This is a genomic window from Streptococcus sp. SS-4456 (assembly GCF_036680365.1).
Classification (GTDB): Bacteria; Bacillota; Bacilli; order Lactobacillales; family Streptococcaceae; genus Streptococcus.
Genome location: NZ_JAVIHI010000032.1, coordinates 1 through 24475, shown reverse-complemented (window position 1 = coordinate 24475; position 24475 = coordinate 1). Strand labels below are relative to the sequence as shown.

At 41.2% G+C, this 24475-nt stretch carries 28 protein-coding genes and 1 pseudogene; 24 read left to right on the top strand and 5 right to left on the bottom strand.

Going from position 1 to position 24475, the window contains the following annotated elements:
- Positions 1-317: 317 nt before the first annotated feature.
- The 4 genes from RFK25_RS08770 (at position 318) to RFK25_RS08755 (ending at position 3810) form a co-directional block, all read left to right on the top strand.
- Positions 318-890: a LysM peptidoglycan-binding domain-containing protein gene (locus RFK25_RS08770; RefSeq protein WP_332413022.1), complete on the top strand. Its 573-nt coding sequence runs from the start codon at positions 318-320 to the stop codon at positions 888-890.
- Between the two features lie 114 nt (positions 891-1004).
- On the top strand, positions 1005-2387 hold the full coding sequence (locus RFK25_RS08765; protein ID WP_332413020.1) for a HAMP domain-containing sensor histidine kinase: 1383 nt from the start codon (positions 1005-1007) through the stop codon (positions 2385-2387).
- Positions 2384-3052 carry a response regulator transcription factor gene (locus RFK25_RS08760; protein WP_105109286.1) on the top strand — a complete coding sequence of 223 codons (669 nt, stop codon included), beginning with the start codon at positions 2384-2386 and terminating at the stop codon, positions 3050-3052. Before RFK25_RS08765 ends, RFK25_RS08760 begins: the two co-directional genes overlap by 4 nt.
- A 113-nt stretch (positions 3053-3165) precedes the next feature.
- Positions 3166-3810: a hypothetical protein gene (locus RFK25_RS08755; RefSeq protein ID WP_332413016.1), complete on the top strand. Its 645-nt coding sequence runs from the start codon at positions 3166-3168 to the stop codon at positions 3808-3810.
- A gap of 307 nt (positions 3811-4117) precedes the next feature.
- Here RFK25_RS08755 and sdaAA read toward each other — a convergent pair whose 3' ends face one another.
- Positions 4118-4990 (bottom strand): L-serine ammonia-lyase, iron-sulfur-dependent, subunit alpha, encoded by an 873-nt coding sequence (gene sdaAA, locus RFK25_RS08750; RefSeq protein ID WP_332413014.1) that lies wholly within the window; start codon positions 4988-4990, stop codon positions 4118-4120.
- A 12-nt stretch (positions 4991-5002) separates the two neighbouring features.
- Positions 5003-5674 carry an L-serine ammonia-lyase, iron-sulfur-dependent subunit beta gene (sdaAB, locus tag RFK25_RS08745; protein WP_332413012.1) on the bottom strand — a complete coding sequence of 224 codons (672 nt, stop codon included), beginning with the start codon at positions 5672-5674 and terminating at the stop codon, positions 5003-5005.
- Between the two features lie 215 nt (positions 5675-5889).
- Between sdaAB and mnmA the strand changes: the two genes are divergently transcribed.
- From mnmA to RFK25_RS08730, 3 genes and pseudogenes are all read left to right on the top strand, one after another.
- Positions 5890-7014, top strand: coding sequence for a tRNA 2-thiouridine(34) synthase MnmA (mnmA, locus tag RFK25_RS08740; RefSeq protein ID WP_015647569.1), 1125 nt, complete (start codon positions 5890-5892; stop codon positions 7012-7014).
- 20 nt (positions 7015-7034) lie between these two features.
- On the top strand, positions 7035-7874 hold the full coding sequence (locus RFK25_RS08735) for a hypothetical protein (protein ID WP_332413010.1): 840 nt from the start codon (positions 7035-7037) through the stop codon (positions 7872-7874).
- A gap of 131 nt (positions 7875-8005) precedes the next feature.
- Positions 8006-8122: pseudogene (locus RFK25_RS08730) on the top strand (NUDIX hydrolase); the annotation flags it as partial.
- Positions 8123-8262: 140 nt separating this feature from the next.
- Here the strand turns inward: RFK25_RS08730 and RFK25_RS08725 are convergent.
- Positions 8263-8652, bottom strand: coding sequence for a nuclear transport factor 2 family protein (locus RFK25_RS08725; protein WP_332413008.1), 390 nt, complete (start codon positions 8650-8652; stop codon positions 8263-8265).
- Positions 8653-8777: 125 nt separating this feature from the next.
- Between RFK25_RS08725 and RFK25_RS08720 the strand changes: the two genes are divergently transcribed.
- The 12 genes from RFK25_RS08720 to rpsD all read left to right on the top strand — a co-directional run bounded on the left by RFK25_RS08720 (position 8778) and on the right by rpsD (position 18996).
- Positions 8778-9104, top strand: coding sequence for a winged helix-turn-helix transcriptional regulator (locus tag RFK25_RS08720; RefSeq protein ID WP_029176230.1), 327 nt, complete (start codon positions 8778-8780; stop codon positions 9102-9104).
- 141 nt (positions 9105-9245) lie between these two features.
- A complete protein-coding gene (locus RFK25_RS08715) occupies positions 9246-9698 on the top strand; it encodes an NUDIX hydrolase (RefSeq protein ID WP_332413004.1) in 453 nt (150 codons plus the stop codon).
- A 16-nt stretch (positions 9699-9714) separates the two neighbouring features.
- The gene (locus tag RFK25_RS08710; protein ID WP_332413002.1) at positions 9715-10146 is read left to right on the top strand and encodes an NUDIX hydrolase; all 432 of its coding nucleotides are present in this window, start codon (positions 9715-9717) and stop codon (positions 10144-10146) included.
- Complete coding sequence (locus RFK25_RS08705) at positions 10136-10591, top strand: NUDIX hydrolase (RefSeq protein ID WP_332413001.1); 456 nt, start codon at positions 10136-10138, stop codon at positions 10589-10591. Before RFK25_RS08710 ends, RFK25_RS08705 begins: the two co-directional genes overlap by 11 nt.
- Positions 10592-10593: 2 nt before the next feature.
- The gene (mnmG, locus tag RFK25_RS08700; protein ID WP_332413000.1) at positions 10594-12510 is read left to right on the top strand and encodes a tRNA uridine-5-carboxymethylaminomethyl(34) synthesis enzyme MnmG; all 1917 of its coding nucleotides are present in this window, start codon (positions 10594-10596) and stop codon (positions 12508-12510) included.
- An 80-nt stretch (positions 12511-12590) separates the two neighbouring features.
- The gene (locus tag RFK25_RS08695) at positions 12591-14552 is read left to right on the top strand and encodes a DHH family phosphoesterase (RefSeq protein ID WP_332412999.1); all 1962 of its coding nucleotides are present in this window, start codon (positions 12591-12593) and stop codon (positions 14550-14552) included.
- Positions 14553-14561: 9 nt separating this feature from the next.
- Positions 14562-15014: a 50S ribosomal protein L9 gene (gene rplI / locus RFK25_RS08690; RefSeq protein WP_044754897.1), complete on the top strand. Its 453-nt coding sequence runs from the start codon at positions 14562-14564 to the stop codon at positions 15012-15014.
- 33 nt (positions 15015-15047) lie between these two features.
- Complete coding sequence (dnaB, locus tag RFK25_RS08685) at positions 15048-16403, top strand: replicative DNA helicase (protein ID WP_105118840.1); 1356 nt, start codon at positions 15048-15050, stop codon at positions 16401-16403.
- Between the two features lie 3 nt (positions 16404-16406).
- Complete coding sequence (locus RFK25_RS08680; protein WP_044689963.1) at positions 16407-16658, top strand: Veg family protein; 252 nt, start codon at positions 16407-16409, stop codon at positions 16656-16658.
- A gap of 139 nt (positions 16659-16797) precedes the next feature.
- Positions 16798-17493 (top strand): cytochrome c biogenesis CcdA family protein, encoded by a 696-nt coding sequence (locus tag RFK25_RS08675; RefSeq protein WP_332412997.1) that lies wholly within the window; start codon positions 16798-16800, stop codon positions 17491-17493.
- A gap of 18 nt (positions 17494-17511) precedes the next feature.
- Entirely contained in the window at positions 17512-18075 is a 564-nt protein-coding gene (locus tag RFK25_RS08670; RefSeq protein WP_332412995.1) for a TlpA family protein disulfide reductase, read from the top strand.
- 309 nt (positions 18076-18384) lie between these two features.
- The gene (rpsD, locus tag RFK25_RS08665) at positions 18385-18996 is read left to right on the top strand and encodes a 30S ribosomal protein S4 (RefSeq protein WP_002938227.1); all 612 of its coding nucleotides are present in this window, start codon (positions 18385-18387) and stop codon (positions 18994-18996) included.
- Between the two features lie 154 nt (positions 18997-19150).
- On the opposite strand, the gene RFK25_RS08660 is transcribed toward rpsD, so the two are convergent.
- Together RFK25_RS08660 and RFK25_RS08655 are read right to left on the bottom strand one after the other, a co-directional pair.
- Positions 19151-20314, bottom strand: coding sequence for a tyrosine-type recombinase/integrase (locus RFK25_RS08660; protein ID WP_332412993.1), 1164 nt, complete (start codon positions 20312-20314; stop codon positions 19151-19153).
- Positions 20315-20760: 446 nt separating this feature from the next.
- A complete protein-coding gene (locus RFK25_RS08655) occupies positions 20761-21252 on the bottom strand; it encodes a helix-turn-helix domain-containing protein (RefSeq protein ID WP_332413026.1) in 492 nt (163 codons plus the stop codon).
- Positions 21253-21442: 190 nt separating this feature from the next.
- Between RFK25_RS08655 and RFK25_RS08650 the strand changes: the two genes are divergently transcribed.
- From RFK25_RS08650 to RFK25_RS08630, 5 genes are all read left to right on the top strand, one after another.
- Positions 21443-21640: a helix-turn-helix domain-containing protein gene (locus RFK25_RS08650; RefSeq protein ID WP_332412992.1), complete on the top strand. Its 198-nt coding sequence runs from the start codon at positions 21443-21445 to the stop codon at positions 21638-21640.
- Between the two features lie 250 nt (positions 21641-21890).
- Positions 21891-22160: a hypothetical protein gene (locus tag RFK25_RS08645; RefSeq protein WP_332412991.1), complete on the top strand. Its 270-nt coding sequence runs from the start codon at positions 21891-21893 to the stop codon at positions 22158-22160.
- A 207-nt stretch (positions 22161-22367) separates the two neighbouring features.
- Positions 22368-22556: a hypothetical protein gene (locus RFK25_RS08640; RefSeq protein ID WP_332412990.1), complete on the top strand. Its 189-nt coding sequence runs from the start codon at positions 22368-22370 to the stop codon at positions 22554-22556.
- Positions 22557-23182: 626 nt separating this feature from the next.
- Positions 23183-23653, top strand: a complete 471-nt coding sequence (locus tag RFK25_RS08635) for a sigma-70 family RNA polymerase sigma factor (protein WP_332413024.1) — start codon at positions 23183-23185, stop codon at positions 23651-23653.
- 163 nt (positions 23654-23816) lie between these two features.
- The coding region (locus tag RFK25_RS08630) for a glycosyltransferase family 2 protein (protein WP_332412989.1) at positions 23817-24475 on the top strand (659 nt) is incomplete at its 3' end.

Here is a 24475-nt window from a genome sequence, read left to right as displayed (position 1 = left end):
ATTATAGGTCATATGGGACTTTTTTTCTACACTCAAAAAGGCTCCATAATCTCCACGGTGGATTTACCCACTACAGAAATTATAGAGCCAAAAAGGTCCACTGTGGCCTTTTTATTTTTTTACAGCTACTGTCAAAAAGATAGGGATTTCTGTAAAGTATGTTGTAAATGATGTTGATAAAAAGGGTCCAAAAATCCCGAAAATAGACCTTTTATAGTGTAAACACAATGTCATTGTAATATTTGTAATAGATTTACAAAGTGAGAGTAATAGTCAGAGGGTATGATAGATACATGAGAGAAAGGAATGTGACTATTATGAATATTACATTGAAGAAAAACTTGAAAACAACAATCGCTGGCTTGGTAGCAGGGGCAACCTTATTGACTGCTGGTGTTGTTAGCGCGGAAACCTATACTGTACAATCAGGCGATACTTTGTCGGCAATCGCTTCAAAATACAATACAAGTGTAGAGAAATTGGCAGAACAAAATAAAATTTCCAATCCAAATCTAATCCATGTTGGACAGGCTATTGAAGTTGGTGAAACAGTTTCTACTGCTACAGAAGAAAAACCAGCGGAGCAAGCTCCAGCAGCTGAAACAGTTACAACAACAAGTGAAGCGACAACCACTACCACGAGTTCATATACTTCAAACTTGAGTGCAGAAGATGCAGCGGCAAAAGAATGGATTGCTATGAAGGAATCAAGCGGTAGCTACGATGCACAAAATGGTATCTACATCGGTCGTTATCAGTTGACTAATACATACTTGAACGGTGATTATTCACCAGAAAACCAAGAGCGTGTGGCTGATGCCTATGTAGCAGAGCGCTACGGTTCATGGTCAGCAGCCAAAGCCTTCTGGTTGGCAAATGGCTGGTATTAAGAAATTTATGAAAGTCTAGTTTTGCTAGGCTTTTTTAGTTATATAAGTTTCTAAACTTTACAAATGCTGTTAATTTGCTTATAATGTGGAAAAATTGACTAAAAGAGAAGAAGAATGAATTTACAGAAACGAATATTTCGCTTGAACATGATGATGCTGGTCCTGTCATTGATAGCCATGCTGGGCGTCAGTGTCTATGTGGTGAATAGTATTTACCGTAGCCAGGGCACTTGGAAAACAACTAGTCAGAAGACAGCTAGTAGCCAGCAAACGTTGGAAAGTTTTTCGGGGACAGATTTTCCCCAATTAGCTGATAATCTGGCTCTGAGCGATGCTCAACTTCATGTAGAGAGTAATGGCGAGGTATTATTTTCAAATCTGAAAGATGATGCAGATGAGTTGTCAGAAGTGACCGTTTCTGCTACGACTCACACTTCCTATGTGGACGGAGAGATAGTGCTTAGTCGCAAGGTCGCAACAGATGGTCAGATTTATTACCTTTATGCCCTGCTAGAGGATATGGAAGAACAACAGGAGAGCCAAGATTTTCAAGCCTTCCTTCTGCAACTTTTCTTGGTTGGTGGGGCAGGTATTGTCATCATAGTGGTGCTTAATTTCTTCTTTACTCGCCGTCTCTTAGGTGTGGTTATGCGGCCTTTGGATGAATTGCACAGCGGCGTAGACCGTATCCAGCAGGGAGATTATACAGTGCCTTTGACCTATCAGGGGGATAAGGAATTTGAAGAATTGACTCAAGGGTTCAATCAAATGCAGACTTCCTTGTTGGATGCCCATGAGCAAAATCGACTGTATGAGCAAAAACGAACCCAGATGGTTGCGGATATTTCACACGATTTGCGGACTCCCTTAACTTCAATCAAAGGCTATGCCAAGGGGATTTTGGATGGCATTGCTAATACGGAAGAAAAACGCAATCAGTATCTAACGGTTATTTACCAAAAATCTCAGGTAATGGAGAAATTACTGGAAAAATTATTTGCCTTTTCACAATTACAAACAGATAAAATGCCGTTTGATAGTGTGCAACTTGATTTGGCAATCTTTTTGCAGACCTATGTCAGAGAGAAATCAGCCGAGTTGGCAGATGAGGCTATTCTGTTCCAACTGGATGTAGATGAAAACCTGCCGGTTGAGATTGATCCTACCCAATTCCGTCGGATTTTGGACAATCTGGTTGATAATGCCCGAAAATACGCAGATGTTAGTCCATTGAAACTAGCTATTGCAGGTTATGTCCAAGAGCAAGAAATTATCTGGACCTTTACAGATAATGGAAAAGGGACTGCAACGGATAAGCTGAACTTGATTTTTGAAGAATTTTACAGGGAAGATGACACTCGCCAGCAGGTAGAAGGGCATGGTTTAGGTTTAGCTATTGTAAAAAATATTATTGAGAGACTTGGAGGAAGTGTATCTGTTGAGGCAACTCCAGGGCTTCGATTTATCTTCAGACTACCTAGAAAGGATATGAAATGACACGGATTTTAATTGCGGAAGATGATGTAGAAATCGCTTATTTGGAAAGAGATTATCTGGAAATGCAGGGCTACCAAGTAGACCTGGTCCATGATGGTGGTCTAGTTGAGGAACAAATAAAAAAAGAAGACTATGATTTGCTCATCTTAGATGTCATGCTTCCAAATAAAACAGGTTACGACCTTTGCCGTGATTTACGAGATAAGGTGGACTTCCCTATTTTGATGGTCACGTCTAAGCAAGAAACCATGGATGTGGTGAGAGGTTTGGGCTTGGGAGCAGATGACTACATCAGTAAACCCTTTGATCCTATGGAACTGGTGGCGCGTGTTAAGGCTCATTTAGCTCGTTATCAAAGATTGACAAAGGATGATAGTAGTAATGAACTGACTGTCGGCAATGTGACCATATTCTTGGACAATTGGAAGGTAACCTTGGATGGTCAGGAAATAAAACTACCCAATCGTGAATTTGAACTGCTTGTTTACCTGGCAAAACACCCCAATCGTGTTTTCTCGAAAGACCATCTGTTTGAAACCATTTGGGGTTATGATTATGTAGGAGATAGTGCCACAGTGGCCGTCCATATCAATCGCCTGCGAGATAAACTGGGAGCCGATTTAATTGAAACGGTATGGGGAGCAGGCTACCGACTTAACGCTTAATTTAAAAGTGTTTAAGATTTGTTTATAATGTTTCCCTAAAGTGTTCAAGATTGTTCTCTATAATAGACTTATCAGCAGGAGCTGAGAAACAGACTTAATCAGAGGAATACAAAATGGAAAACAAACATCAACAACAAGAAATTATCCAAGTGGTAGAAAATAAAAAAACAGGTGCATGGGAATCTGTGAAAAATAAGGTTGCAGGCATGAGCAAGAAATCGATTATCTTATTATCAGTTGGTGCCTTGGCACTTACTACGATTGGCTTTGTCGCTGCAGAGGTGTATGAAAACAAACTTGAGGCTTTGGAAAACCGAATTGAGCAACAGGTTGGAATAGTTGATTATGATGACGATAACCAGCAAGTAGTAGCAACCGCAAGCTCATCATCTACAGTAAGTTCATCAACAGCTACAACAAAGGCTGCGACAGCTGTAACAAATGCAGCTTCAGCAAGTCAACTTGCGTCAAGTTACGGTGTAAAGTTGGTTGACACTTCTGAATTAGATGGCACTTATACAGCTACATCTGGCAATGATACTTATACATTGACTGTAAAAGGAAATCAAGCTACATTGACAGAAGTTGACAATGATGGGTACCAGGATATTGAACAAGTGATTTTTGACTTAGATAAAAAACTTGCCTATATTGACGGGGAAGCAGATACATATGCCCTGAATGGTACTACTCTAACCTTGACAGAAATTGATGCCAATGATACAACTCTAGATAAACTCACTTTCACCAAACAATAAGAAAAGGGAGCGGGAAAGAACTCGACCATTCATAGAAGAGTTCGTCAACAATTTTTCGTTTTAAGTTGTTGAGCTGAAACAGTCTATCCCCAGACTGTTTCACTCCCGCCCCCGCACAGCTCAAACTGTCTGGGAGACAGTTTGAGGTTGGAGATGAAGCGAACTCTGTTCGCATCAGTCGTATAGGTCAGATTTGGAGTGTAAAACACGAACAAATCTGCCAATCAACCACTGCGCTGAGATGTTGACACGAACCCTGAGAAGCGAGGCTGAGCTTTTGCCCAGCCTCTTTTCGTTTACAATCTTGTCAATTTCCGCCAAAGATTTCTTGTGCCAGTCGGCGACCAGTTGGTGTGGCAGCCAGGCCTCCTTCGGCAGTTTCACGGAAGGCGGTTGGTAGGGCAGAGCCCACTTGGTACATGGCATTGATAACCTCATCTACAGGAATTTTTGATTCAATTCCTGCCAGTGCCATATCAGCAGCTACCATGGCATAGCTTGCTCCCATTGCATTTCGTTTGACACATGGGACTTCTACCAGACCTGCGACTGGGTCACAAATCAGTCCCAACATATTTTTAATGACAAAGCAGATAGCTTGGCTAGCCTGGTAGGGACTTCCTCCAGCAGCCAGTGTCAAGGCAGCAGCTGACATAGCAGAGGCAGAGCCGACTTCTGCCTGACAGCCTCCTTCTGCTCCAGAGATGGAGGCATTGTTGGCAATGACTAGACCGAAGGCTCCAGCTGTAAAGAGGAAGTCAAGTTGTTGCTCTTCCGTCAAGTTTAACTTGTCAATAGCAACACCAAGAACGGCAGGCAAGCAACCAGCTGATCCTGCTGTCGGAGTGGCACAGACCAAGCCCATTTTGGCGTTCAACTCGTTGACAGCCATAGCATTTCTTGCTGCGGATAGGACGGCGGAATCTGACAGGGTTTTACCAGATTTCATATAGGCATCTAACTTGGCAGCATCGCCTCCTGTCAATCCAGAAACAGACTTGCTTTCTGTCAAGCCGTCAACAATCGACGCTTTCATGACTGTCAAGTTTCTTGACATGATTGTCAAGATTTCTTCTCGGCTACGTCCTGTCAATTCAATTTCAGTCGCGATCATGAGTTCAGCTACATTACCAGAAAAGTTGTCTGCTTGCTGAACTAATTCTTCGATAGTATAAAACATGTCTTTCTCTTTCTAGTTGAAGAAGGTGACATTGTGCAGATGTGGAATTTTTTCAATTTCTGCAATAGAATTTTCACATTGGCGAGCATCCACTTCGATAATCATAATGGCTTTCTCGCCAGCTTTTTCACGTGTCACGTTCATTTGGGCAATGTTGATATTGTATTTTGATAAGATGTCAGTTACCTTGGCAATCATACCTGGAACGTCTTGGTGAACGATGATAATTGTCGGAGTATTCATATTCAAGTTGACAGAAAAGCCGTTGAGCTCCGTTACTTGAATATTGCCTCCACCAATGGAAACGCCCGTTGCTGAGATGGACTTTTTGTCATTTTTAATGATGATTCGGGTAGTATTGGGATGGGGGGTATTGCTGTCCTTGTTGACACGCCAGTAAACCTTAATACCTCGTTCTCTTGCAATATCAAGAGAGTCAGGAATGCGTGGGTCGTCTGTATCCATGCCTAAAATACCTGCTACCAAGGCCACATCCGTACCGTGTCCACGATAGGTTTTGGCAAAAGAATTGTAGAGTTGAAATTCGACCTCGGTTGGTTCATCACCAAAGATGGAAGACACAATTTTCCCAATGCGGACCGCTCCAGCCGTATGGCTAGAGGAAGGACCAATCATAACAGGCCCGATAATATCAAAGACCGATTGAAATTTTAAGTTGCTCATAATTTTCCTCGTATTATTTCTTACCCTTATTATACCAAATTTTCTAGTCAGAGAATATGCCTAAATGAATGGGTTTTTATGTCAAATTCCTGTTGCTCCTCCCTTTTGTGTGGTATAATACAAGTTGTTCAAAATCGACCTTCAAATCGTTTTTTGGAAAAAATTTGAAATACGACCTTCAAATCGTTATTTCTACGAAAAGATGGGAGAAGATTATGTCAATTGACAATTCTAAAACCCGTGTTGTTGTCGGTATGAGTGGCGGTGTAGATTCATCGGTTACGGCTCTCTTGCTCAAGGAGCAGGGCTACGATGTGATCGGCATCTTCATGAAAAACTGGGATGACACGGATGAAAATGGCTTCTGTACAGCAACAGAAGATTACAAGGATGTGGCTGCGGTGGCAGACCAAATCGGCATTCCTTACTACTCTGTCAACTTTGAAAAAGAGTACTGGGACCGCGTATTTGAGTACTTCCTAGCAGAGTATCGGGCTGGCCGCACGCCGAATCCAGATGTCATGTGTAACAAGGAAATCAAGTTCAAGGCCTTCTTGGATTACGCTATGAACTTGGGTGCGGACTATGTGGCGACGGGGCATTATGCTCAGGTGTCACGCGACGAGGACGGCACCGTCCACATGCTACGTGGAGCAGACAATGGCAAGGACCAGACCTACTTCCTCAGCCAACTTTCACAGGAACAGCTACAGAAAACCATGTTTCCGCTCGGCCATTTACAAAAGCCTCAGGTGAGGGAAATAGCAGAGCGAGCAGGCTTGGCGACCGCTAAAAAGAAAGACTCGACAGGCATCTGCTTTATCGGTGAAAAGAACTTCAAAGAATTTTTGGGGCAGTATTTGCCAGCCCAGCCCGGTCGGATGATGACGGTTGACGGTCGTGATATGGGAGAGCATACCGGCCTTATGTACTATACGATCGGCCAGCGGGGCGGGCTTGGTATCGGAGGACAAATCGGTGGGGACAATGAGCCTTGGTTTGTGGTCGGAAAAGACCTATCGAAAAATATCCTCTATGTCGGCCAGGGCTTCTATCATGAGTCCTTGATGTCAACTTCTTTACAAGCTAGTCAAGTCCACTTTACACGGGATATGCCTGAAGAATTCACACTTGAGTGTACAGCTAAGTTTCGCTACCGTCAACCAGACAGTCAAGTAACTGTCAAGGTGAAAGGTGACAAGGCAGAAGTCATCTTTGACGAACCACAACGGGCCATCACACCAGGACAAGCCGTAGTTTTCTACGACGGACAAGAATGCTTGGGCGGAGGTATGATCGACATGGCCTATAAAGACGGAGAGGCTTGTCAGTATATTTAGAATGAAAGGATTTTGCTTTTATGTCAGTAGAGGAAAAGTATAAAGTTTATAATAATTTAGCTAGTAAGTTTTATAATGAAGTATTTGAAATAATTAATAAAGAATTTCAGCAAGAAAAGTTTGATAAACATTCTAAGTCTTATTTTATTTTATCTTTTATAGCTATAATTCCATTCCTAGTTATTGTGGCTCAATTTCAAAAGTTTGTTTATGGTTCTATTACAAATACTTCACGACAACTCCCATTTTTTGATGGCTGGAAGAATGTTATTCCTATCGTATTTCTATTGGTAATTATATACATTATAAAAAGATTTACCCTAGATCCTTTGTGGAATATTCAAGATAGTAAATATAGTAAATTAGAGTACAAAAGACATCTGTACAAAATTAAACGAAATATTTCGCAATGCGTTTATCCAGGAGATGTTTACCTACGATTGGAAGATTTACTCTGTGAAATCAATAGTAATGACGATGACTTTCACAAAAAAAGACAATTTGTTCTTTCTGGAATAATACAGGTAAATACAGTAGCAGTCTTATCTCCATTTTTTGCTATTATTTCAAGAGATGATGTAAATATAGATAGTATTATTACAATAACTTCTTTAATTATCACCATCACTACGATAATATCTATAATTTCATACTATAGGTATTTTTTTAAAAATGTTGAACCGATGTTCGGAAAATCTTTGGGTGAAATCGAAACTAAAAATATTGTTCGAGATATTTTATATTATCGTGATGGACTTGATGATTATGTTAATGAAGCATCTCAAGAATTTAATAGTGAAGAAATGCTGACCATATTAAATACAATAAATCAACAAACTGAAAAATTTAAATTAAATTGAAGTTAATAAGGAGATTATGTTAGGCTAACTGGTCGCGTTATCATGATGGTCAAAGCTCATGGGAATTGTAGGCTTTTTTGTCCTACAATTTTCGAGAGTTTTGGCTATTTTTTGTGAGATTAGGAGGAACCATGCCTGTCAAACTGATTGCCCATGTTTTACTGGCTGTTGCAGACAGTTACTTGATCATTCAGCGTTCGCAAATTAAGCGTGGAGAATCGAACGTATTTCCGCAGCATTGGGATATTTTAGCGATTCTCCCTCTCCATATTAACTAGTATTCCTATCTCTATTATACTACTTTACATATGAAAAAGCCGTTAGAAATACAATTCTAACGACTTTGTCTTCAGTCTGAGCTTAGCACCCTCGTGCTGAGCTTTTTATCTTATCCCCAGAAAGCATCTTCGGCGGTTTGGTCGGCTGAGAAGAGCCAAACTTCCTTGATTTTGCCCTCTTCCATACGGAAAAGATCGATACCATTCATGTTTAGTTCTTCACCGTCTGTGCGAGTACCGAGGAATGTTACGTTAGCGGCAACAAGAGTATCATTATCTGACACCCAGTTTGTCACTACTTTGAAAGTTCCATTTGTTTTTTCGGCGAAAGTTGCTAGATGTGCTCCGAGTACTTCCTTACCAATTTTAGCACCAGATGTTGAATGATTTCCGGGTTGATGCCAGATAATGTCATCTGCCATAGTTTCAAAAAGAGCTGCAAAATCACCAGCGATGAGAGCATTGTTATAGGCATTAAAAATTTCCAAGTTTGTTGACATTTGATGTCCTCCAATTTTTTTGATATAGTACAATTATAGTGGAAGTATTCAATTATACAAGTAGGTACTTTTGCATTTGTTGGTATCAAAAGTGATACTATTGTGATAAATAAAGGAGAATTTTTTTGAAAAAAGTTAGTGAATATGGTATTTGTCCTTTTGCAACAACGCAAAAAGTCTTGACTGGTAAGTGGGGATTGGTGATTATCTACCAACTCAGTACAGGAACGAAACGCTTCAATGAATTACAGCGACTGATTCCAGGTATTACTCAAACCATGTTAACAAGGCACCTTAGACAATTGGAGGAGGATCGCATTATTAGTCGCACGGTCTATGCAGAAGTCCCCCCTCGTGTAGAGTATAGCTTGACTGAAATGGGTGAAAAATTTCGGTCGGTGCTGGATGTTGTTGAGGCTTGGGGCTTAGAATATATTGAAACGTTAGCGTAACACTAGATTTGAAATTCTACAAATCTTTTGCTAAAATAAGAGTAACAATCATCATGATGGTCAAAGCTCATGGGAATTGTAGGCTTTTTTGTCCTGCAATTTTCGAGAGTTTTGGCTATTTTTTGCGATTGGGGAGAGAAGATGGATTTTCGTACAGTGGTAGGTAATCAGTCCTTTGGTGTTCGTGCGACGGGATTGTTAGTAAAAGATGAGAAACTGTTTCTTGTAAAAGCACCGGAGGGGAACTACTATACCTTGGGTGGTGCTATTCAGCTTGGTGAAACAACCGAAGAGGCTGTCCTGCGGGAAATGCAAGAAGAAATCGGAATTGATGTGGAGGTTGGACCGCTGGCTTTCATCGTTGAAAATCAGTTTAGTTTGCAGGAGAAATCCTATCATCAGATTGAATTTCTCTATATAGTTACCCCACTGTCTAATCCAGCTACCAATCTGGAAGAAGGGAATTCTATTCGTCAGTGTGAATGGATTACTTTTACGGACTTAGAGAAACTGGATCTCAATCCAGCCTTTCTTAAGACCGAGCTAGCCAAATGGGACGGACAACTAAAGCATTTTATGAACAAAGACAACTAAAGTAGCGGAGAAAACCATGTCTGTTAAATTGATTGCCCATGTCTTGCTGACTGTTGCAGACAGCCACTTGATTATTCAACGTTCGCAGATTAAGCGTGGCAAACCCAATGTTTTTCCTCGATATTGGGACATTCCAGGCGGTCGTGTCGAGGAGAATGAGTTACCCCGTGATGCTGCTGTTCGAGAATGTTATGAAGAAACAGGTATTTCGATAGAAAAGGAAAATCTGACCATTATCCATGAAGATAGTCAGTTTGATGAAGAGAAACAGACGGTATTTACGAGGCTAGTCTATGAAGTGACACTTCCTGAACAACCGAAAACTATTTTTCTTGACCCAGAAGAGCATACAGATTTTCTATGGTTAGCCCCTAGCGATGAAAACAAGAAAAACTTAGTTCCATATCTTGATGAAATTTTAGAAAAGAGAAGGAATAATGGATTTTAGGACCAGAATTGACAATCAAATCTTCGGTGTTCGTGCCACTGCATTGATTATAAAGGAGGGGAAGATTTTCCTGACTAAAGATTATAAGGGGCGTTATTATACCATTGGCGGTGCGATTGAGGTCAATGAGGTAGCAGCAGATGCGGTTGTTCGGGAAGTCAAAGAAGAATTAGAGATTGACAGTCGTGTCAACCAATTGGCTTTTGTTGTCGAAAATCAATTTACACATGAAGGTATATACTTTCACAATATCGAATTTCATTTTATCGTCGAGCCTATTGGAGAAATGCCAAAGGAGATGATTGAAGGGAAGTTGAAGCAACCTTGTGAATGGATTGAAGTTGACAACCTTGTCAACTTAGATGTCGTTCCAGCTTTTCTGGCAGAGGAATTACCAAACTGGAGTGGGCAAGTCAAACACATCATGAACATAAAGGAGAAATAAAAATGACACACACATTTGCAGAAAACTATGATGTCATCGTGATTGGAGCGGGGCATGCGGGTGTAGAAGCGGGATTGGCAGCCAGTCGGATGGGCTGTAAGACCCTGCTTGCAACTATTAACTTGGATATGGTGGCCTTTATGCCTTGTAATCCCTCCATTGGTGGCTCTGCCAAGGGAATTGTGGTAAGAGAAATTGATGCCTTGGGTGGCGAAATGGGCCGCAACATTGACAAGACCTATATCCAGATGAAAATGCTTAATATGGGCAAGGGGCCAGCTGTTCGTGCCTTGCGGGCTCAGGCAGATAAGGCAGAGTATGCAGCAGAGATGAAGCGGACGGTGGAGCGTCAGGAAAATCTGACCCTGCGTCAAACCATGATTGATGAGATTTTGGTGGAAGATGGCAAGGTTATCGGTGTCCGCACGGCTACCAATCAGAAATTCTCAGCCAAGGCGGTCGTAGTGACGACGGGTACTGCCCTGCGTGGAGAGATTATCATCGGTGACCTCAAGTATTCGTCAGGGCCTAACAATAGTCTGGCTTCTATCACGTTGGCGGATAATCTGAAAGAACTTGGCCTTGAAATCGGTCGTTTCAAAACAGGAACGCCACCGCGTGTCAATGCTCGTACCATTAACTACGAAGAAACCGAGATTCAACCAGGCGATGAAAAGCCAAATCATTTTTCATTCTTGTCCAAGGATGAGGACTATTTGCAGGATCAAATTCCTTGCTGGTTGACCTATACCAATGCGACCAGCCATGAGATTATCAATAGCAATCTTCACAGGGCACCTATGTTTTCAGGCATTGTCAAGGGGATTGGTCCCCGTTATTGTCCGTCTATTGAGGACAAGATTGTTCGTTTTGCCGATAAGGAACGCCATCAGCTTTTCCTAGAGCCAGAAGGTCGCAATACCGATGAAATCTATGTTCAAGGGCTGTCAACCAGTCTGCCAGAAGATGTGCAACAGGACTTGATTCACTCTATTAAAGGCTTGGAAAATGCTCAAATGATGCGGACGGGTTATGCAATTGAGTACGATATGGTTATGCCTCACCAGTTGCGGGCGACGCTTGAAACCAAGAAGATTTCTGGGCTCTTTACAGCAGGTCAGACCAACGGAACATCAGGCTATGAAGAAGCAGCTGGTCAGGGAATTGTCGCTGGTATCAATGCAGCCCTCAAGGTGCAGGGCAAGCCTGAGCTGATTTTGAAACGAAGCGACGGCTACATTGGTGTTATGATTGATGACCTGGTAACCAAGGGAACGGTGGAGCCTTACCGCCTCTTGACCAGTCGGGCAGAATACCGCTTGATTTTGCGTCATGACAATGCCGATATGCGACTGACGGAAATCGGTCGTCAGGTCGGCTTGGTGGATGATGAACGCTGGCAGGTCTTCCAGATTCACAAAAACCAATTTGACAATGAAATGAAGCGCTTGGAGTCTATCAAACTCAAGCCAATCAAGGAAACCAACGAAAAGGTTGTTGCCATGGGCTTTAAGCCTCTGACGGATGCCCTTACCGCCAAGGAATTCATGCGTCGTCCAGATGTGACTTACGCAGATGCGGTAGCCTTTATCGGTCCTGCGGCAGAGGATTTGGACGCCAAGACCATTGAATTGATTGAAACTGAGGTCAAGTATGAAGGTTATATTGCCAAGGCCTTGGACCAAGTAGAGAAGATGAAACGCATGGAAGAAAAACGTATTCCAGCCGACATTGATTGGGATGATATTGATTCCATTGCGACCGAGGCTCGTCAGAAATTCAAGCTAATTTCACCAGAAACCATTGGCCAGGCTAGTCGGATTTCCGGTGTCAATCCAGCAGATATCTCTATTCTCATGGTCTACTTGGAAGGACGCAGTCGTTCCATTTCTAAAAACAGATCAAAGGACAGTCACTAAGGCTGTTCTTTTCTTCTGCATGCTAGCGAAAACTAGCAATTTCTAGTGATTTGTGGTAAAATGGCAGGCAGAGGTTAGTGATGAAAAAATTTCGATTTTCGACAATTCATTTTGTCATGATAGGCGTTATCTTGTTTGGTTTGGTGGCTTTGATTCATCAATTTTCTCCAACAAGTGCCTTTACTATTTTGGCTCTGTTCGTGAGCTTAAGTGTGTTGGTTGCCTTATTTATCTATCAAAAACAATCCTATGAATTTAGTGAGTTAGAACAAATAGAATATCTCAATAATCAGGCCAATTCTGGTTTGATGATGCTTTTGGATAAGATGCCGGTCGGAGTGATTAAGGTCCGTCCCGATAGCAATCAAGTGGAGTGGTTTAATCCCTTTGCAGAGCTTATTTTTGCTCAGGAAAATGGGGAGTTTGACCAGAAGAAACTGCGTGAAATTATTGATGTGGGTCTGGATGAGGATCGTGTCTATGCTAATTTTTCTGGGAAAAGATACCTGGTTAACGTTGATTTCGACCATGGTTTGTTTTACTTCTTTGATGCTTCATCAGAGTATTCAGCGACAAATAGTCTAATTGGTAGTCGACCGGTTATCGGAATTATTTCTGTTGATAATTATGATGAACTCGAGGACACAGTATCTGATTCACAGATTAGTCAGGTCAATTCATTTTTGGCTCAGTTTGTTTCTGATTTCTGCCACGACTATGGTATTTACTACCGCCGTGGAACCATGGATCGTTTCTACTTTTTCACAGACTATGCTGTCTTGGAGATGTTGATTGAGAATAAGTTTTCCGTTATTGATAAATTCCGTGAAGAAGCCAAAAAATTGGAGTTGGGCTTAACGCTAAGTATGGGTCTTGCCTTTGGTGATGGTAATCATTACCAGATTGGACAAGTAGCTCTTCAAAATCTCAACATGGCCGAGGTTCGTGGAGGCGATCAGGTCGTTGTCAAGGAAAATGACGAGAGCAAGCAGCCCCTTTTCTTTGGAGGTAGATCAGCTTCGTCAGTCAAGCGTACTCGTACTCGAACGCGTGCTATGATGACAGCCGTTTCTGATAAGCTCAAATCGGTGGATGCTGTGTTTGTTGTCGGACATCGGAATTTGGATATGGATGCTTTGGGTTCGGCAGTTGGGATGCAATACTTTGCCCAGAATATCATGAACAATGCTTATACGGTTTATAATCCTGATGAGATGGCGCCAGATATTGTTCGGGCTATTCAAAAGTTGCGTGATGAAAACTGTTCTAATCTGATTACCATTGAAGAAGCTAAGAAATTGGTCACTTTTCAGTCCTTGCTCATCATGGTTGACCATTCGAAGATTGGTTTGACCTTGGACAAGGATCTCTATGAACAATTCAGTCAGGTTGTGATTGTGGATCATCATCGTAGGGATACAGATTTTCCAAGCAATGCTGTATTGACATATATCGAAAGTGGAGCTAGCTCAGCCAGCGAATTGGTGACGGAGTTGGTACAATTCCAAAACGATAAACGCCATAAGCTCAATCGTTTGCAATCCAGTTTGTTGATGGCTGGGATTATGCTGGATACTAAGAATTTCACTTCTCGGGTAACCAGTCGGACTTTCGATGTGGCTAGCTATTTGCGTACACGGGGTAGTGATAGTCTTGAAATTCAGCAGATTTCAGCGACAGACTTCGATGCCTATCGTCAAATCAATGAGTTGATTTTGCGTGGTGAGAAGCTGGAGCCGCATATCGTGATTGCCTGCGGTGATGAGGAGTTAGAGTATGACACAATCATTCCAAGTAAGGCAGCCAATACCATATTGGATATGGCTGGCATTGAGGCAGTCTTTGTAGTTACCAAAAATACCAAAGGTTACATAGCCATTTCCGCTAGAAGTCACAGCAAGGTCAATGTCCAACGAATTATGGAAGAAATGGGGGGCGGAGGTCACTTTAATCTGGCTGCAGCCCAGGTCTATGACCAAACCCTTGAACAAGTTAAGGAAAACCTCATCATTAAAATTTATGAGGAAATAAAAGAAAGTTAGGTGAAGCAAATGAAAGTTATCTTTTTGGCAGATGTAAAAGGTCAGGGAAAAAAAGGTGAAATCAAGGAAGTTCCAACAGGTTATGCCCAAAACTTCTTGATTAAGAAAAATTTGGCTAAGGAAGCTACAACACAAGCAATCAGCGCTCTTCGTGGTCAAGAAAAGTCTAAAGCTAAGGCTCATGCGGAAATGGTTGCTGAAGCAGAGGCTATCAAGGCAAAGTTGGCAGAAGAGGCTACTTTGGTGAAATTTGTTGAAAAAGTTGGTCCAGATGGTCGTACATTTGGATCCATTACCAGCAAGAAAATTGCTGAAGAATTGGAAAAACAATTTGGTATTAAAATTGACAAACGTCATATCCAATTGGACCACCCAATTCGTGCCCTTGGTTTGATTGATGTTCCTGTCAAAATCTATCAAGATGTGACAGGTGTTATCAATTTGAGTATTAAAGAAGCTTAGAAGAGTTATTATTATCAGTAAGGAGGTGAAATCTTGGCAGACTTAGATGAATTGCGGGTGCAACCGCAGGATATTCTGGCTGAACAGTCGGTCTTGGGAGCTATTTTCCTTGATGAAGGCAAGTTGGTCTTTGTTCGTGAATATATCGAGGCAGAGGATTTTTTCAAGCATGCCCATAAGCTGATTTTCAAGGCCATGATTGCCCTTTCTGATAAGAATGAGGCTATTGATGCGACCACCATGCGCAACTACCTGGTCAATCATGGTGATTTGGAGAATATCGGTGGTCTGGCTTACTTGGCTGAAATCATTAGTTCCGTACCGACGGCGGCCAATGCGGAATTCTATGCCAAGATTGTCGCGGAAAAATCCAACCTTCGTAAGCTGATTGCTCGTTTGACGGATGCAGTTAATCAGGCTTATGAGGGTGCGGATGGTTCAGATGATATTATCGCCAATGCTGAAAAAGCCCTAATTGATGTCAGTGAAGGTGCCAGTCGAAGTGGTTTCAAGCGGATTGATGATGTCTTAAATATCAACTTTGATAACCTTGAAACCCGTGCTAAGCAGACGTCGGATATTACAGGGATTGCGACTGGCTATCCTGCCCTTGATGCCATGACAACGGGTCTGCATGAGGAGGAGTTGATTATTCTTGCGGCTCGTCCTGCGGTTGGTAAGACGGCCTTTGCTCTCAATATTGCTCAGAATATTGGTACAAAATTAGGTTTGACCGTCGCCATCTTTTCTTTGGAGATGGGTGCGGAGAGCTTGGTGGACCGTATGTTGGCTTCTGAGGGAGTTATCAATTCGCGTTCCATTCGTACGGGTCATTTGACGCAGGAAGAGTGGAATAAGTATATGGTGGCTCAGGCTAATTTGGCACGGGCTAGCATTTACATTGATGATACACCAGGTATCAAGATTACGGAAATCCGTTCGCGGTCACGGAAGTTGGCTCAGGAAACTGGGAACCTTGGTTTGATTTTGATTGACTATCTTCAGTTGATTACTGGAACAGGTCGGGAAAACCGGCAACAAGAGGTTTCGGAAATTTCCCGTCAGTTGAAGATTTTGGCCAAGGAATTAAAAGTTCCTGTTATTGCCCTCAGTCAGCTGTCCCGTGGAGTTGAACAGCGACAGGACAAGCGTCCTGTCTTGTCCGATATTCGTGAATCTGGATCTATCGAGCAGGATGCGGATATCGTTGCCTTCTTGTATCGTGATGATTATTATGAACGTGGCGAGCAGGAAGAAGGAGCTATTCCAAATAACACGGTTGAAGTGATTATCGAGAAAAACCGTTCCGGTGCGCGTGGTACCGTGGAGCTTATGTTCCAAAAAGAATATAATAAATTTGCAAGTATTTCCAAGAGAGAGGATGGATAGAGAATGAGTGATGCATTTACAGATGTTGCTAAAATGAAGCAGATCAAGCAGGATATTAAAGACCATGAGGGTCAGATTGTGGAATTGACCCTTGAAAATGGTCGTAAACGTGAGAAGAATAAACAAGGGAGAATTATTGAGGTCTATCAGTCCCTCTTTATCGTAGAGTTTGAAGATCCAAACAATACTTTTGTAGAATCCTATACTTACTCAGATATTTTGACAGAAAAGATTTTGATTCATTACTTGGACTAGGAATGGAAGCCTGTATTTGCAGGCTTTTTTGTATGGTTTAACCAAACGATATATTGACCAAGGTAAAGTGGTGTGTTATAATATTAGTACATAAAACGTTTTCAATATTGTCTTTTGAGCTAGATAGAAAGGAGTTTATATGGAATTTCAATGGTTTACAGTTCTGGCTCTGTTTGTGGAGGGGCTTTTGTCCTTTCTTTCTCCTTGTGTTCTGCCCATTCTCCCTATCTACATTGGTTTGTTGGCAGGTGGAGCTGAAGGGAAAGAGGGAGAGAAGAAGGTTCTCATCAATACGCTAAGTTTTGTAGTTGGGATTGCTCTGACCTTCTTCTTATTGGGATTTGCCTCTAGTTTGCTGAGTAGGGTCTTACAAGCAAATGCTCAAGTCTTGCAGATTATCAGTGGTTTATTGATTGTTCTGATGGGAATTTTGCAGTTGGGTTGGTTCAATATTCCTATGTTAGAGCGTGAATTTTCTGCTAAAAATAAGGTGTATCAAGCAGGGGAACAGGTCACTCCATATCTAGCTTTCCTGATGGGTTTTACCTTTAGTTTTTCTTGGACTCCATGTATTGGACCTATTCTAGCATCTGTTTTTATTTATGCTAGCAGTCAGCAGGGTTGGTTGAGCAGTATCTTGCTGTTGGTCTATTGTCTTGGCTTTATTCTTCCCTTTATTTTGGTTGCCTTCTTTTCTCAGAAAATGTTGGCTTTCTTCAAGAACAATCGGCACTATTTGGCTTGGACCAAGCGTATTTCAGGCTATTTATTGCTCTTGATAGGCTTGAGTATTTTAACAGGTTTCTTCCAGCATCTTGTGCGTTTTTTCCAGTAGGATAGAAAGGATTTATTTATGAAAAAGTTGGTATCGATTGTCGTTTGCTTACTTGTTTCTTGCTTTGTTTTGACTGCCTGTTCCCTTTTACCATTGGTCAGTCCATCTTCTACTGAGTCGACTTTACAGGCAAATCAACCTGTCACGCTAGATTTTTCCCTAAAGGATAAGGATGGAAATGATGTCAATCTGGCGGATTACAAGGGGAAAAAGATTTATATCAATGTTTGGGCGACCTGGTGTGGTCCTTGTCAGAGAGAAATCCCAGAATTGGAGGAGGTCTATCAAGAGTATAAGGATAAGGAAGATTTTGTCTTTTTGTCGATTACATCACCTGAGGATGCTGAGTTTGGAAATACCAATCCTTCGGATGTGAGCAAGGATGAGATTTTGGAGAAGGCTAGTGAGTTAGGAGCGACCTATCCAGTCTTATTTGATACCAAAGATCAGGCTATGACACATTTTGGTATTGCTGCTTTTCCGACACATATCCTTATCAATAGTGATGGAACCCTCAAGGTTTCTTTTGCAGGACAGGTTCAAAAGGCTAAATTGGTCGAATTATTGGAAGAAATGCAATAAGAACGATGAAAAAGGCTTTACAGAGCCTTTTTTTTGTGCTATACTATGCTTTGTGTGAAATAACAGCAGGGCAAAATGAAGCTCGTCAACAGAAGGTCAGCAAGAAGAGTAATCGTTGCTGTTTCGATGAAGGCCTCCTGCACGAATCAGGTTTGCTTAAAACGTTATTTCCTACAAATAAGTCTTTTTGTTTCCTTTTAGTACTAGGCAAGGAGGTGCAGGCTATACTGAGGTATGGCAAACCGACTTAACGACGTAATAAAAGAGAAACGAAATGACGGAAATTTTTATTTTAGGAGGACATAACACATGTCACGTTATACAGGACCATCTTGGAAACAAGCTCGTCGTCTTGGCTTGTCATTGACAGGTACAGGTAAAGAATTGGCACGTCGTAACTACGTACCAGGTCAACACGGACCAAACAACCGTTCTAAATTGTCAGAATACGGTTTGCAATTGGCTGAGAAACAAAAATTGCGTTTCTCTTACGGTTTGGGTGAAAAACAATTCCGTAACTTGTTCGTACAAGCTACTAAAATCAAACAAGGTACTCTTGGTTTCAACTTCATGCTTCTTTTGGAGCGTCGTTTGGACAACGTTGTTTACCGTCTTGGTTTGGCAACTACTCGTCGTCAAGCACGTCAATTCGTAAACCACGGTCACATCCTTGTTGACGGCAAACGCGTTGATATCCCTTCATACCGCGTTGAAGTTGGTCAAGTGATCTCAGTTCGTGAGAAGTCAATCAAAGTTCCAGCTATCCTTGAAGCTGTTGAAGCAACTCTTGGACGTCCAGCTTTCGTATCATTCGATGCTGAAAAGCTTGAAGGTTCATTGACTCGCTTGCCAGAACGCGACGAAATCAACCCAGAAATCAACGAAGCTCTTGTCGTAGAATTCTACAACAAAATGTTGTAATATTTTAATGAATATGATAGGCTGTAAAGCCTTGAAATTAAGCACTTTAGGCCTCTTTCCTAGAGTGCTTTTTTGATTTTACTACCCTTTTTACTACCCTATCATATTTTTTGTATAGTAAGAGGGTAGTCGCAAAACGCGACACCCTTATTTTTTATAAATTGCTGATAGCTGCCTCAAAGATTGAGACGGCTTTTTTTGCGCCTTCCCTAGTGGCGTGAACGTAAGTATTTAAGGTCATGGCAATGTTTGAATGACCAAGCCTATATTGTAAGTCTTTGGCCTCTATTCCAGCATAGAGCATAATAGTGGCGTGAGTATGGCGGAATCCATGAAAACTAATATCAGGCACGCCAGCAGCCTTAAAATGCTTTTGTAGTCTTTTCCTGAGTAGGCAAGCGTAAGCGTATTTGGTAGTGAATGGAGTGAATACAATATCCACAGACCGCCCCAGAGTCCAAGCATGAGCCTGCTGACGCTTTTTATATTGTTTGAGCAATAACACAGTGGCCTTGTCTATTTCAATATCCCGCAGCCCTGATTTAGATTTTGGGGTATTCGTTTCTTGGTATCGATTGAGCGTTTTTGTTACGCTAATTGTACCGCTATCTAAGTCAATATCAGACCATTCTAACGCCAGAGCCTCACCGATACGGCAACCAGTGGCCAGTAAAGTCTTGTAAAGAACGTAGTCAAAGAAATCGCCATAATTTGACTGATCCAAGCTATCCAGGTACTCAAGAAACTGTTTCAATTCCTGATTGCTGAAGAACTTGACTTTTTGCTCTTTATTCTGCTGCTTCCGTGGCACAATAACATCGCGGGCGGGGTTATGTTGCAGCAGTTGCATCGTCACACCATATTGAAGAATGCGGCGATTGATATTGTTTAGAAAACTGTAATTGGCATAAGCACCCTGGACGCCTCTATTAGCGTTGTCAGCCCATTTATTGACTTGTTGCTGGATGATAGGAGTAGAAAGCCTATCTAGCTTGTAATCGCCAAATACGGGCAAAATATGAAGTCTAACAATACCTTCCATGGATTGCTGGGAGTTTGGCTTGATGGTATTCTTGTAACTTTCCCACCACAGAGCGACAAGCTCCCTATAAGTAGTGATGGTTGGTTTCTCTTTGACACAATGACCGTTTTTCTCAAATTCTAACTGAGCTTGTCTAGCTTTGATTTTTACCCCCTTTTTAGTGCTAGCTGTAACGGTTGTCCGTGCTTTCTTGCCGGTCAACTTGTCTACCCCAAGATAAACGTTTGAGCGGTACACGATAGTACCGTTTTTCTTTTTGTATTCTGTAATATTCATGATCATACCTTTCTAACATCAGTAAGCAAGTATGGGATTTAGTTAAGTATTTATGAATATTAGTGTTTATCGTGCGTAGGCTTACGAGAATAGCCCTATTTTCGTTTATTTTGAGTTGGTAGGGTAAATGTACCAGTCAAGAGTAAAATGCGAATACAGGCGATTTTGGAGCGTTTGACAACGTGAGCGGTATTCTGATTAGACGATAACGACGACTAACCCCAAACAGGGGCAAACAAAAACCCTCAACGCTGCAACGTTGGGGGCTTTTTTGATTTAGTGCTAGAATTGTCCTCACAACAATTCTTTACACTATGATTATACCCCCATGATAGGTTATATGTCAATCAATTTGTATGTTTTCACACGCTGACCCGTTGGGGTAGGTGTTTTTGAGTCATAAGAATGTAGCTCCACACAGTCCACTAGGAAGCCGAAAATGAAGCCTAACCACCTTTGTTTGAGTTTGTGATAGCGATTAACAGTTGAACGCTTTGGTACAAGGCATCAATGCCTTCATTTGTTCCATAAGTTATTTTATATCTTTCGAGAATAGCAAGCATTTCAACTGGATTGTTATACACTTGGTTTTCTACAAAATTGCCAGCCATATCTTGCAACCGTTTTTGGTTCTCCAAACTGAGAAGCCTGTAATTTGCAATGAGGTTAGCTTCATCTTTAGTTGTCATGGTTTGGTATTTTTTATCAGGTTCGACTGTTCCATGAGCCAAGGCGTTTCTGTATTCTTTATCTTCATACCCCAACAGATACCCTACACTCACCCCAAAATGGTCAGCGAGCGCCTGGGCTTTGTCTGGTTTGATAGTATTGACGCCATTTTCCCAATTTTGGAGTGTTCTGTATGAAACACCAATTTCTTTCGCTAGAGCTTGTTGGGACAAGCCTTTTTCTTTTCGTAAAATTTTCAACCTATTCATAATTTCAACACCTTTCACGCAAATTATAACATGACACCGAAAAAATGTACAATATTTTTTAAAAAAAGTGTTGACTGCGAAAAAATAAAGTGCTATTATACAAACATAGCACCGAATAACGGTGCAAACCAACCGCAACACCTTTCAATCTATTCAGGTTGGTTATCAAAAACAGAAAGGAGAAAAGATCATGAAGAACAATATGCGGGTATTGTTAGCCAAACGCCGTGAGAAAGTTTCACACGTTGCAGCAGCTACAGGCATTTCAAAAAGCACTTTAACAGCTTTGTACTACGAACGTACCAAGAAACCAGATATTGAAACGCTTCAAAAAGTCGCAAACTATTTAGGCGTGACGATTGATGAACTACTAATGCCAGAGGAATAAGAAAGGAGCAGGTAAGTAATGAGAAGGAACTACAGCAGTTACTTAGATAATTTTTGTACCACTTACAGACTGAGCGGGGCGCAGGTTGCCCGTATGGTTGGATTGGCTGAGGAAACTATTCAAGCTATCAGGCGAGGAGAGCGAAAGCCCCAACAGGCTACTAAGGACAAACTGAACCGCTTTATCTTAAATTACAAAAAGGAGAACAAACCAATGACACCAATCACATCACAGGAAACCAAAACGGACATTGTGGGAATTGACAGCCGAACAGTTGCAGAATGGACAGGGAAAGAACATAAAAGTCTTATATTTTTGGGAGCAGGGCGAACAGTTGCAAGAAGCTACACAGATTTTACTAGACTTATCAGACCAACCAACCCAGTCAGCTATTGAGTTAAATTCTGACATGGTATACATCAAGAACCGACTTGCTGAGTTGCAAAGCATGACCACCATGGCAGATATTAAAGTAGGACTAGCCAAAACTTACAGGATCGCTGAACTGATGGAAGATTAAAAACGATAACAAAAAAGCCATAGCGGACGACCAAATCAGCAAGGCTTTTCACTCAAACAACTAAAACCACAAAAAGCAAGTATGAGATTTAGTTAAGTATTTATTTAATTATATCACAAAAATAGTGATATGTGTTCAGACGGAGAGCGGAAACTCTTAAAACTGGAGCAGAAAAGTATTAGGTGCTGGTATCGCCATATTTCAAACTTGGATAAGTTATACAGTGACATACTGACAGAAAAGTATATCAAGCGTCAGAAAACAGGTTTGGCACTCTATGAAAGTTTTTACATGGGAAAGTCAGCATTTTATGAAACATTGCAAACAGCACTGTTAGACTTTGCTTGTATATTCAAGAATGGGGAATTGTTGCAGTATAAAGACGGTCAGGGCTAAAATTCGGGAATGCCCCAACTTTTTTGAACGGGGCGGATAACCCTACCTACCCTACTTACCGCCCTTCACGCCGTCACTGTACAAATTTTTTCGCGGGAAATAGGCTATTCTCCAATTTTACCTTTTTTGTTTGCTCGAGATAACCTCAAGATAATCTCAAGTTAGCTCAAGATACAGTAAAACACAGTAGGATACAGTAAAAACATGGTATAATACACTTATCAGCAATCAAAAAAAGCGTATCGAATTGATACGCTGATTCTTGCTTACTGAACTCATCTTTTTTAATTCCCTTTTTAGTTACCCTTTATGTTTCCTGTACTTGTCCAAGCGTTTGATTTTTTGATAGAATAGAGATAAATTCCAGTCAAAATTACCCCTATTTGTAGGTGCTGAAACATTGTCAGATAACAAAATGCTCTAAGATAAGACTTTATATAGTAAGAAGCCTACAAGAGTGGGCTTTTTGCTTTGTCTTAAAATGTTGCTTTCTGGCTTTGCTCCTCTTTTTGTTGCTTCTAAGGAGATAATGGAATAATCTAAGTAATGTCAGTTGGACAAAAATGTCCTGTATAAAGAACTCCCTTTTCGATAAACTGAAACCATCAAACAAAGGAGATAGGATGATGGAATTTGAAAAGGTGTATGATAGCGTAAAAGGTATTGTCAACAAGGCTCGAAAAGAGTTTTACATCAAGTTATGGGACAGAGATGATTGGGAACAGGAAGGTATGATGACTTTGTTCGAACTATTGGAGGAACAACCTTGGTTGATTGAGGAAAGAGCTCAACTGTATTGTTATTTCAAGGTTAAATTCCGAAACCGGGTTAAGGACCGAGTTCGCAGACAGGAAAGTCAGAAGCGCAAGTTTGACCGTTTGCCCCATGAAGACATTCACGACCTATCACATCTCATCCAATCACCTGGTTTGGTTAATGACGAGCTAGTGATGTTGAGAGGTGCCTTGAGAGATTATCGGAAAAATTTGTCTATGAACCAATTGGAAAATTATGAAAAACTCATTAGTGGTCAGAGTTTTAATGGTCGTAAGAATATGCTTCGGGATTTGCAAGAACATTTAAAGGATTTTTGTTGAAGAAGATATGATGCTAGGAGGTTACAAAAGTTACCCACAGAACATTCTAGAAATCAACTTATCCACAGGTTGTGAATAAGTTTGCCTTGAAAAATAATTATCCTCTGCACCTTTCCTAAAAATATGATAAAATAGTAACAAATTGTGTCAAATGGAGAGAAAGATGACCTTACTAAGTATTGCCATACCGAGTTATAATTCGGAGGCCTACCTTCATTACTGTGTTCATTCCCTTGTGATGGGTGGTGATAAGGTTGAAATTCTGATTATTAACGATGGTTCGTCAGACCGAACTCAGGAAATCGCAGAGGAGCTTGCCAATCAATTTTCAAACGTACATGCCATCTTTCAGGACAATAAGGGCCATGGCGGAGCTGTCAATACAGGGATTCGTGAGGCTAAGGGTAAGTATTTTAAGGTAGTTGATTCAGATGACTGGGTGGATACCAGGGCCTATGTGAAGATTTTGGAAAGTCTACAGGCCTTAGAAGAAGCAAGTACACCTGTTGATGCTTTTATTTCCAACTTTGTTTACGAAAAAGAGGGACAAACTCGCAAAAAATCCATGTCTTATCAGGATGTTTTACCAGAAAATCGGATTTTTGGCTGGGAGGATGTAGGTGCCTTTTCTAAGGGTCAATACATGATGATGCATTCCTTGATTTATAGGACAGATTTGCTACGGGAGGTTGGTCTGGTTCTGCCAGAGCATACCTTCTATGTGGATAATATTTTCTACCATTTGTCAAGTCTATCAAGGTATTTGATGAAAAATATGTTGAGTTCAATAGTCAAAATAAGGAAATTGTTTTCTTTTGGACT

Coding starts and splice junctions, on each gene's coding strand:
- mnmG (WP_332413000.1), top strand. CDS start 10,594: ATGACACACACATTTGCAGAAAACTATGATGTCATCGTGATTGGAGCG.
- RFK25_RS08735 (WP_332413010.1), top strand. CDS start 7,035: ATGTCAGTAGAGGAAAAGTATAAAGTTTATAATAATTTAGCTAGTAAG.
- sdaAA (WP_332413014.1), bottom strand. CDS start 4,990: ATGTTTTATACTATCGAAGAATTAGTTCAGCAAGCAGACAACTTTTCT.
- rpsD (WP_002938227.1), top strand. CDS start 18,385: ATGTCACGTTATACAGGACCATCTTGGAAACAAGCTCGTCGTCTTGGC.
- RFK25_RS08695 (WP_332412999.1), top strand. CDS start 12,591: ATGAAAAAATTTCGATTTTCGACAATTCATTTTGTCATGATAGGCGTT.
- RFK25_RS08760 (WP_105109286.1), top strand. CDS start 2,384: ATGACACGGATTTTAATTGCGGAAGATGATGTAGAAATCGCTTATTTG.
- RFK25_RS08765 (WP_332413020.1), top strand. CDS start 1,005: ATGAATTTACAGAAACGAATATTTCGCTTGAACATGATGATGCTGGTC.
- RFK25_RS08705 (WP_332413001.1), top strand. CDS start 10,136: ATGGATTTTAGGACCAGAATTGACAATCAAATCTTCGGTGTTCGTGCC.
- RFK25_RS08675 (WP_332412997.1), top strand. CDS start 16,798: ATGGAATTTCAATGGTTTACAGTTCTGGCTCTGTTTGTGGAGGGGCTT.
- RFK25_RS08755 (WP_332413016.1), top strand. CDS start 3,166: ATGGAAAACAAACATCAACAACAAGAAATTATCCAAGTGGTAGAAAAT.
- RFK25_RS08770 (WP_332413022.1), top strand. CDS start 318: ATGAATATTACATTGAAGAAAAACTTGAAAACAACAATCGCTGGCTTG.
- RFK25_RS08650 (WP_332412992.1), top strand. CDS start 21,443: ATGAAGAACAATATGCGGGTATTGTTAGCCAAACGCCGTGAGAAAGTT.
- RFK25_RS08725 (WP_332413008.1), bottom strand. CDS start 8,652: ATGTCAACAAACTTGGAAATTTTTAATGCCTATAACAATGCTCTCATC.
- RFK25_RS08680 (WP_044689963.1), top strand. CDS start 16,407: ATGAGTGATGCATTTACAGATGTTGCTAAAATGAAGCAGATCAAGCAG.
- sdaAB (WP_332413012.1), bottom strand. CDS start 5,674: ATGAGCAACTTAAAATTTCAATCGGTCTTTGATATTATCGGGCCTGTT.
- RFK25_RS08635 (WP_332413024.1), top strand. CDS start 23,183: ATGGAATTTGAAAAGGTGTATGATAGCGTAAAAGGTATTGTCAACAAG.
- RFK25_RS08670 (WP_332412995.1), top strand. CDS start 17,512: ATGAAAAAGTTGGTATCGATTGTCGTTTGCTTACTTGTTTCTTGCTTT.
- rplI (WP_044754897.1), top strand. CDS start 14,562: ATGAAAGTTATCTTTTTGGCAGATGTAAAAGGTCAGGGAAAAAAAGGT.
- RFK25_RS08715 (WP_332413004.1), top strand. CDS start 9,246: ATGGATTTTCGTACAGTGGTAGGTAATCAGTCCTTTGGTGTTCGTGCG.
- RFK25_RS08710 (WP_332413002.1), top strand. CDS start 9,715: ATGTCTGTTAAATTGATTGCCCATGTCTTGCTGACTGTTGCAGACAGC.
- RFK25_RS08655 (WP_332413026.1), bottom strand. CDS start 21,252: ATGAATAGGTTGAAAATTTTACGAAAAGAAAAAGGCTTGTCCCAACAA.
- RFK25_RS08660 (WP_332412993.1), bottom strand. CDS start 20,314: ATGAATATTACAGAATACAAAAAGAAAAACGGTACTATCGTGTACCGC.
- mnmA (WP_015647569.1), top strand. CDS start 5,890: ATGTCAATTGACAATTCTAAAACCCGTGTTGTTGTCGGTATGAGTGGC.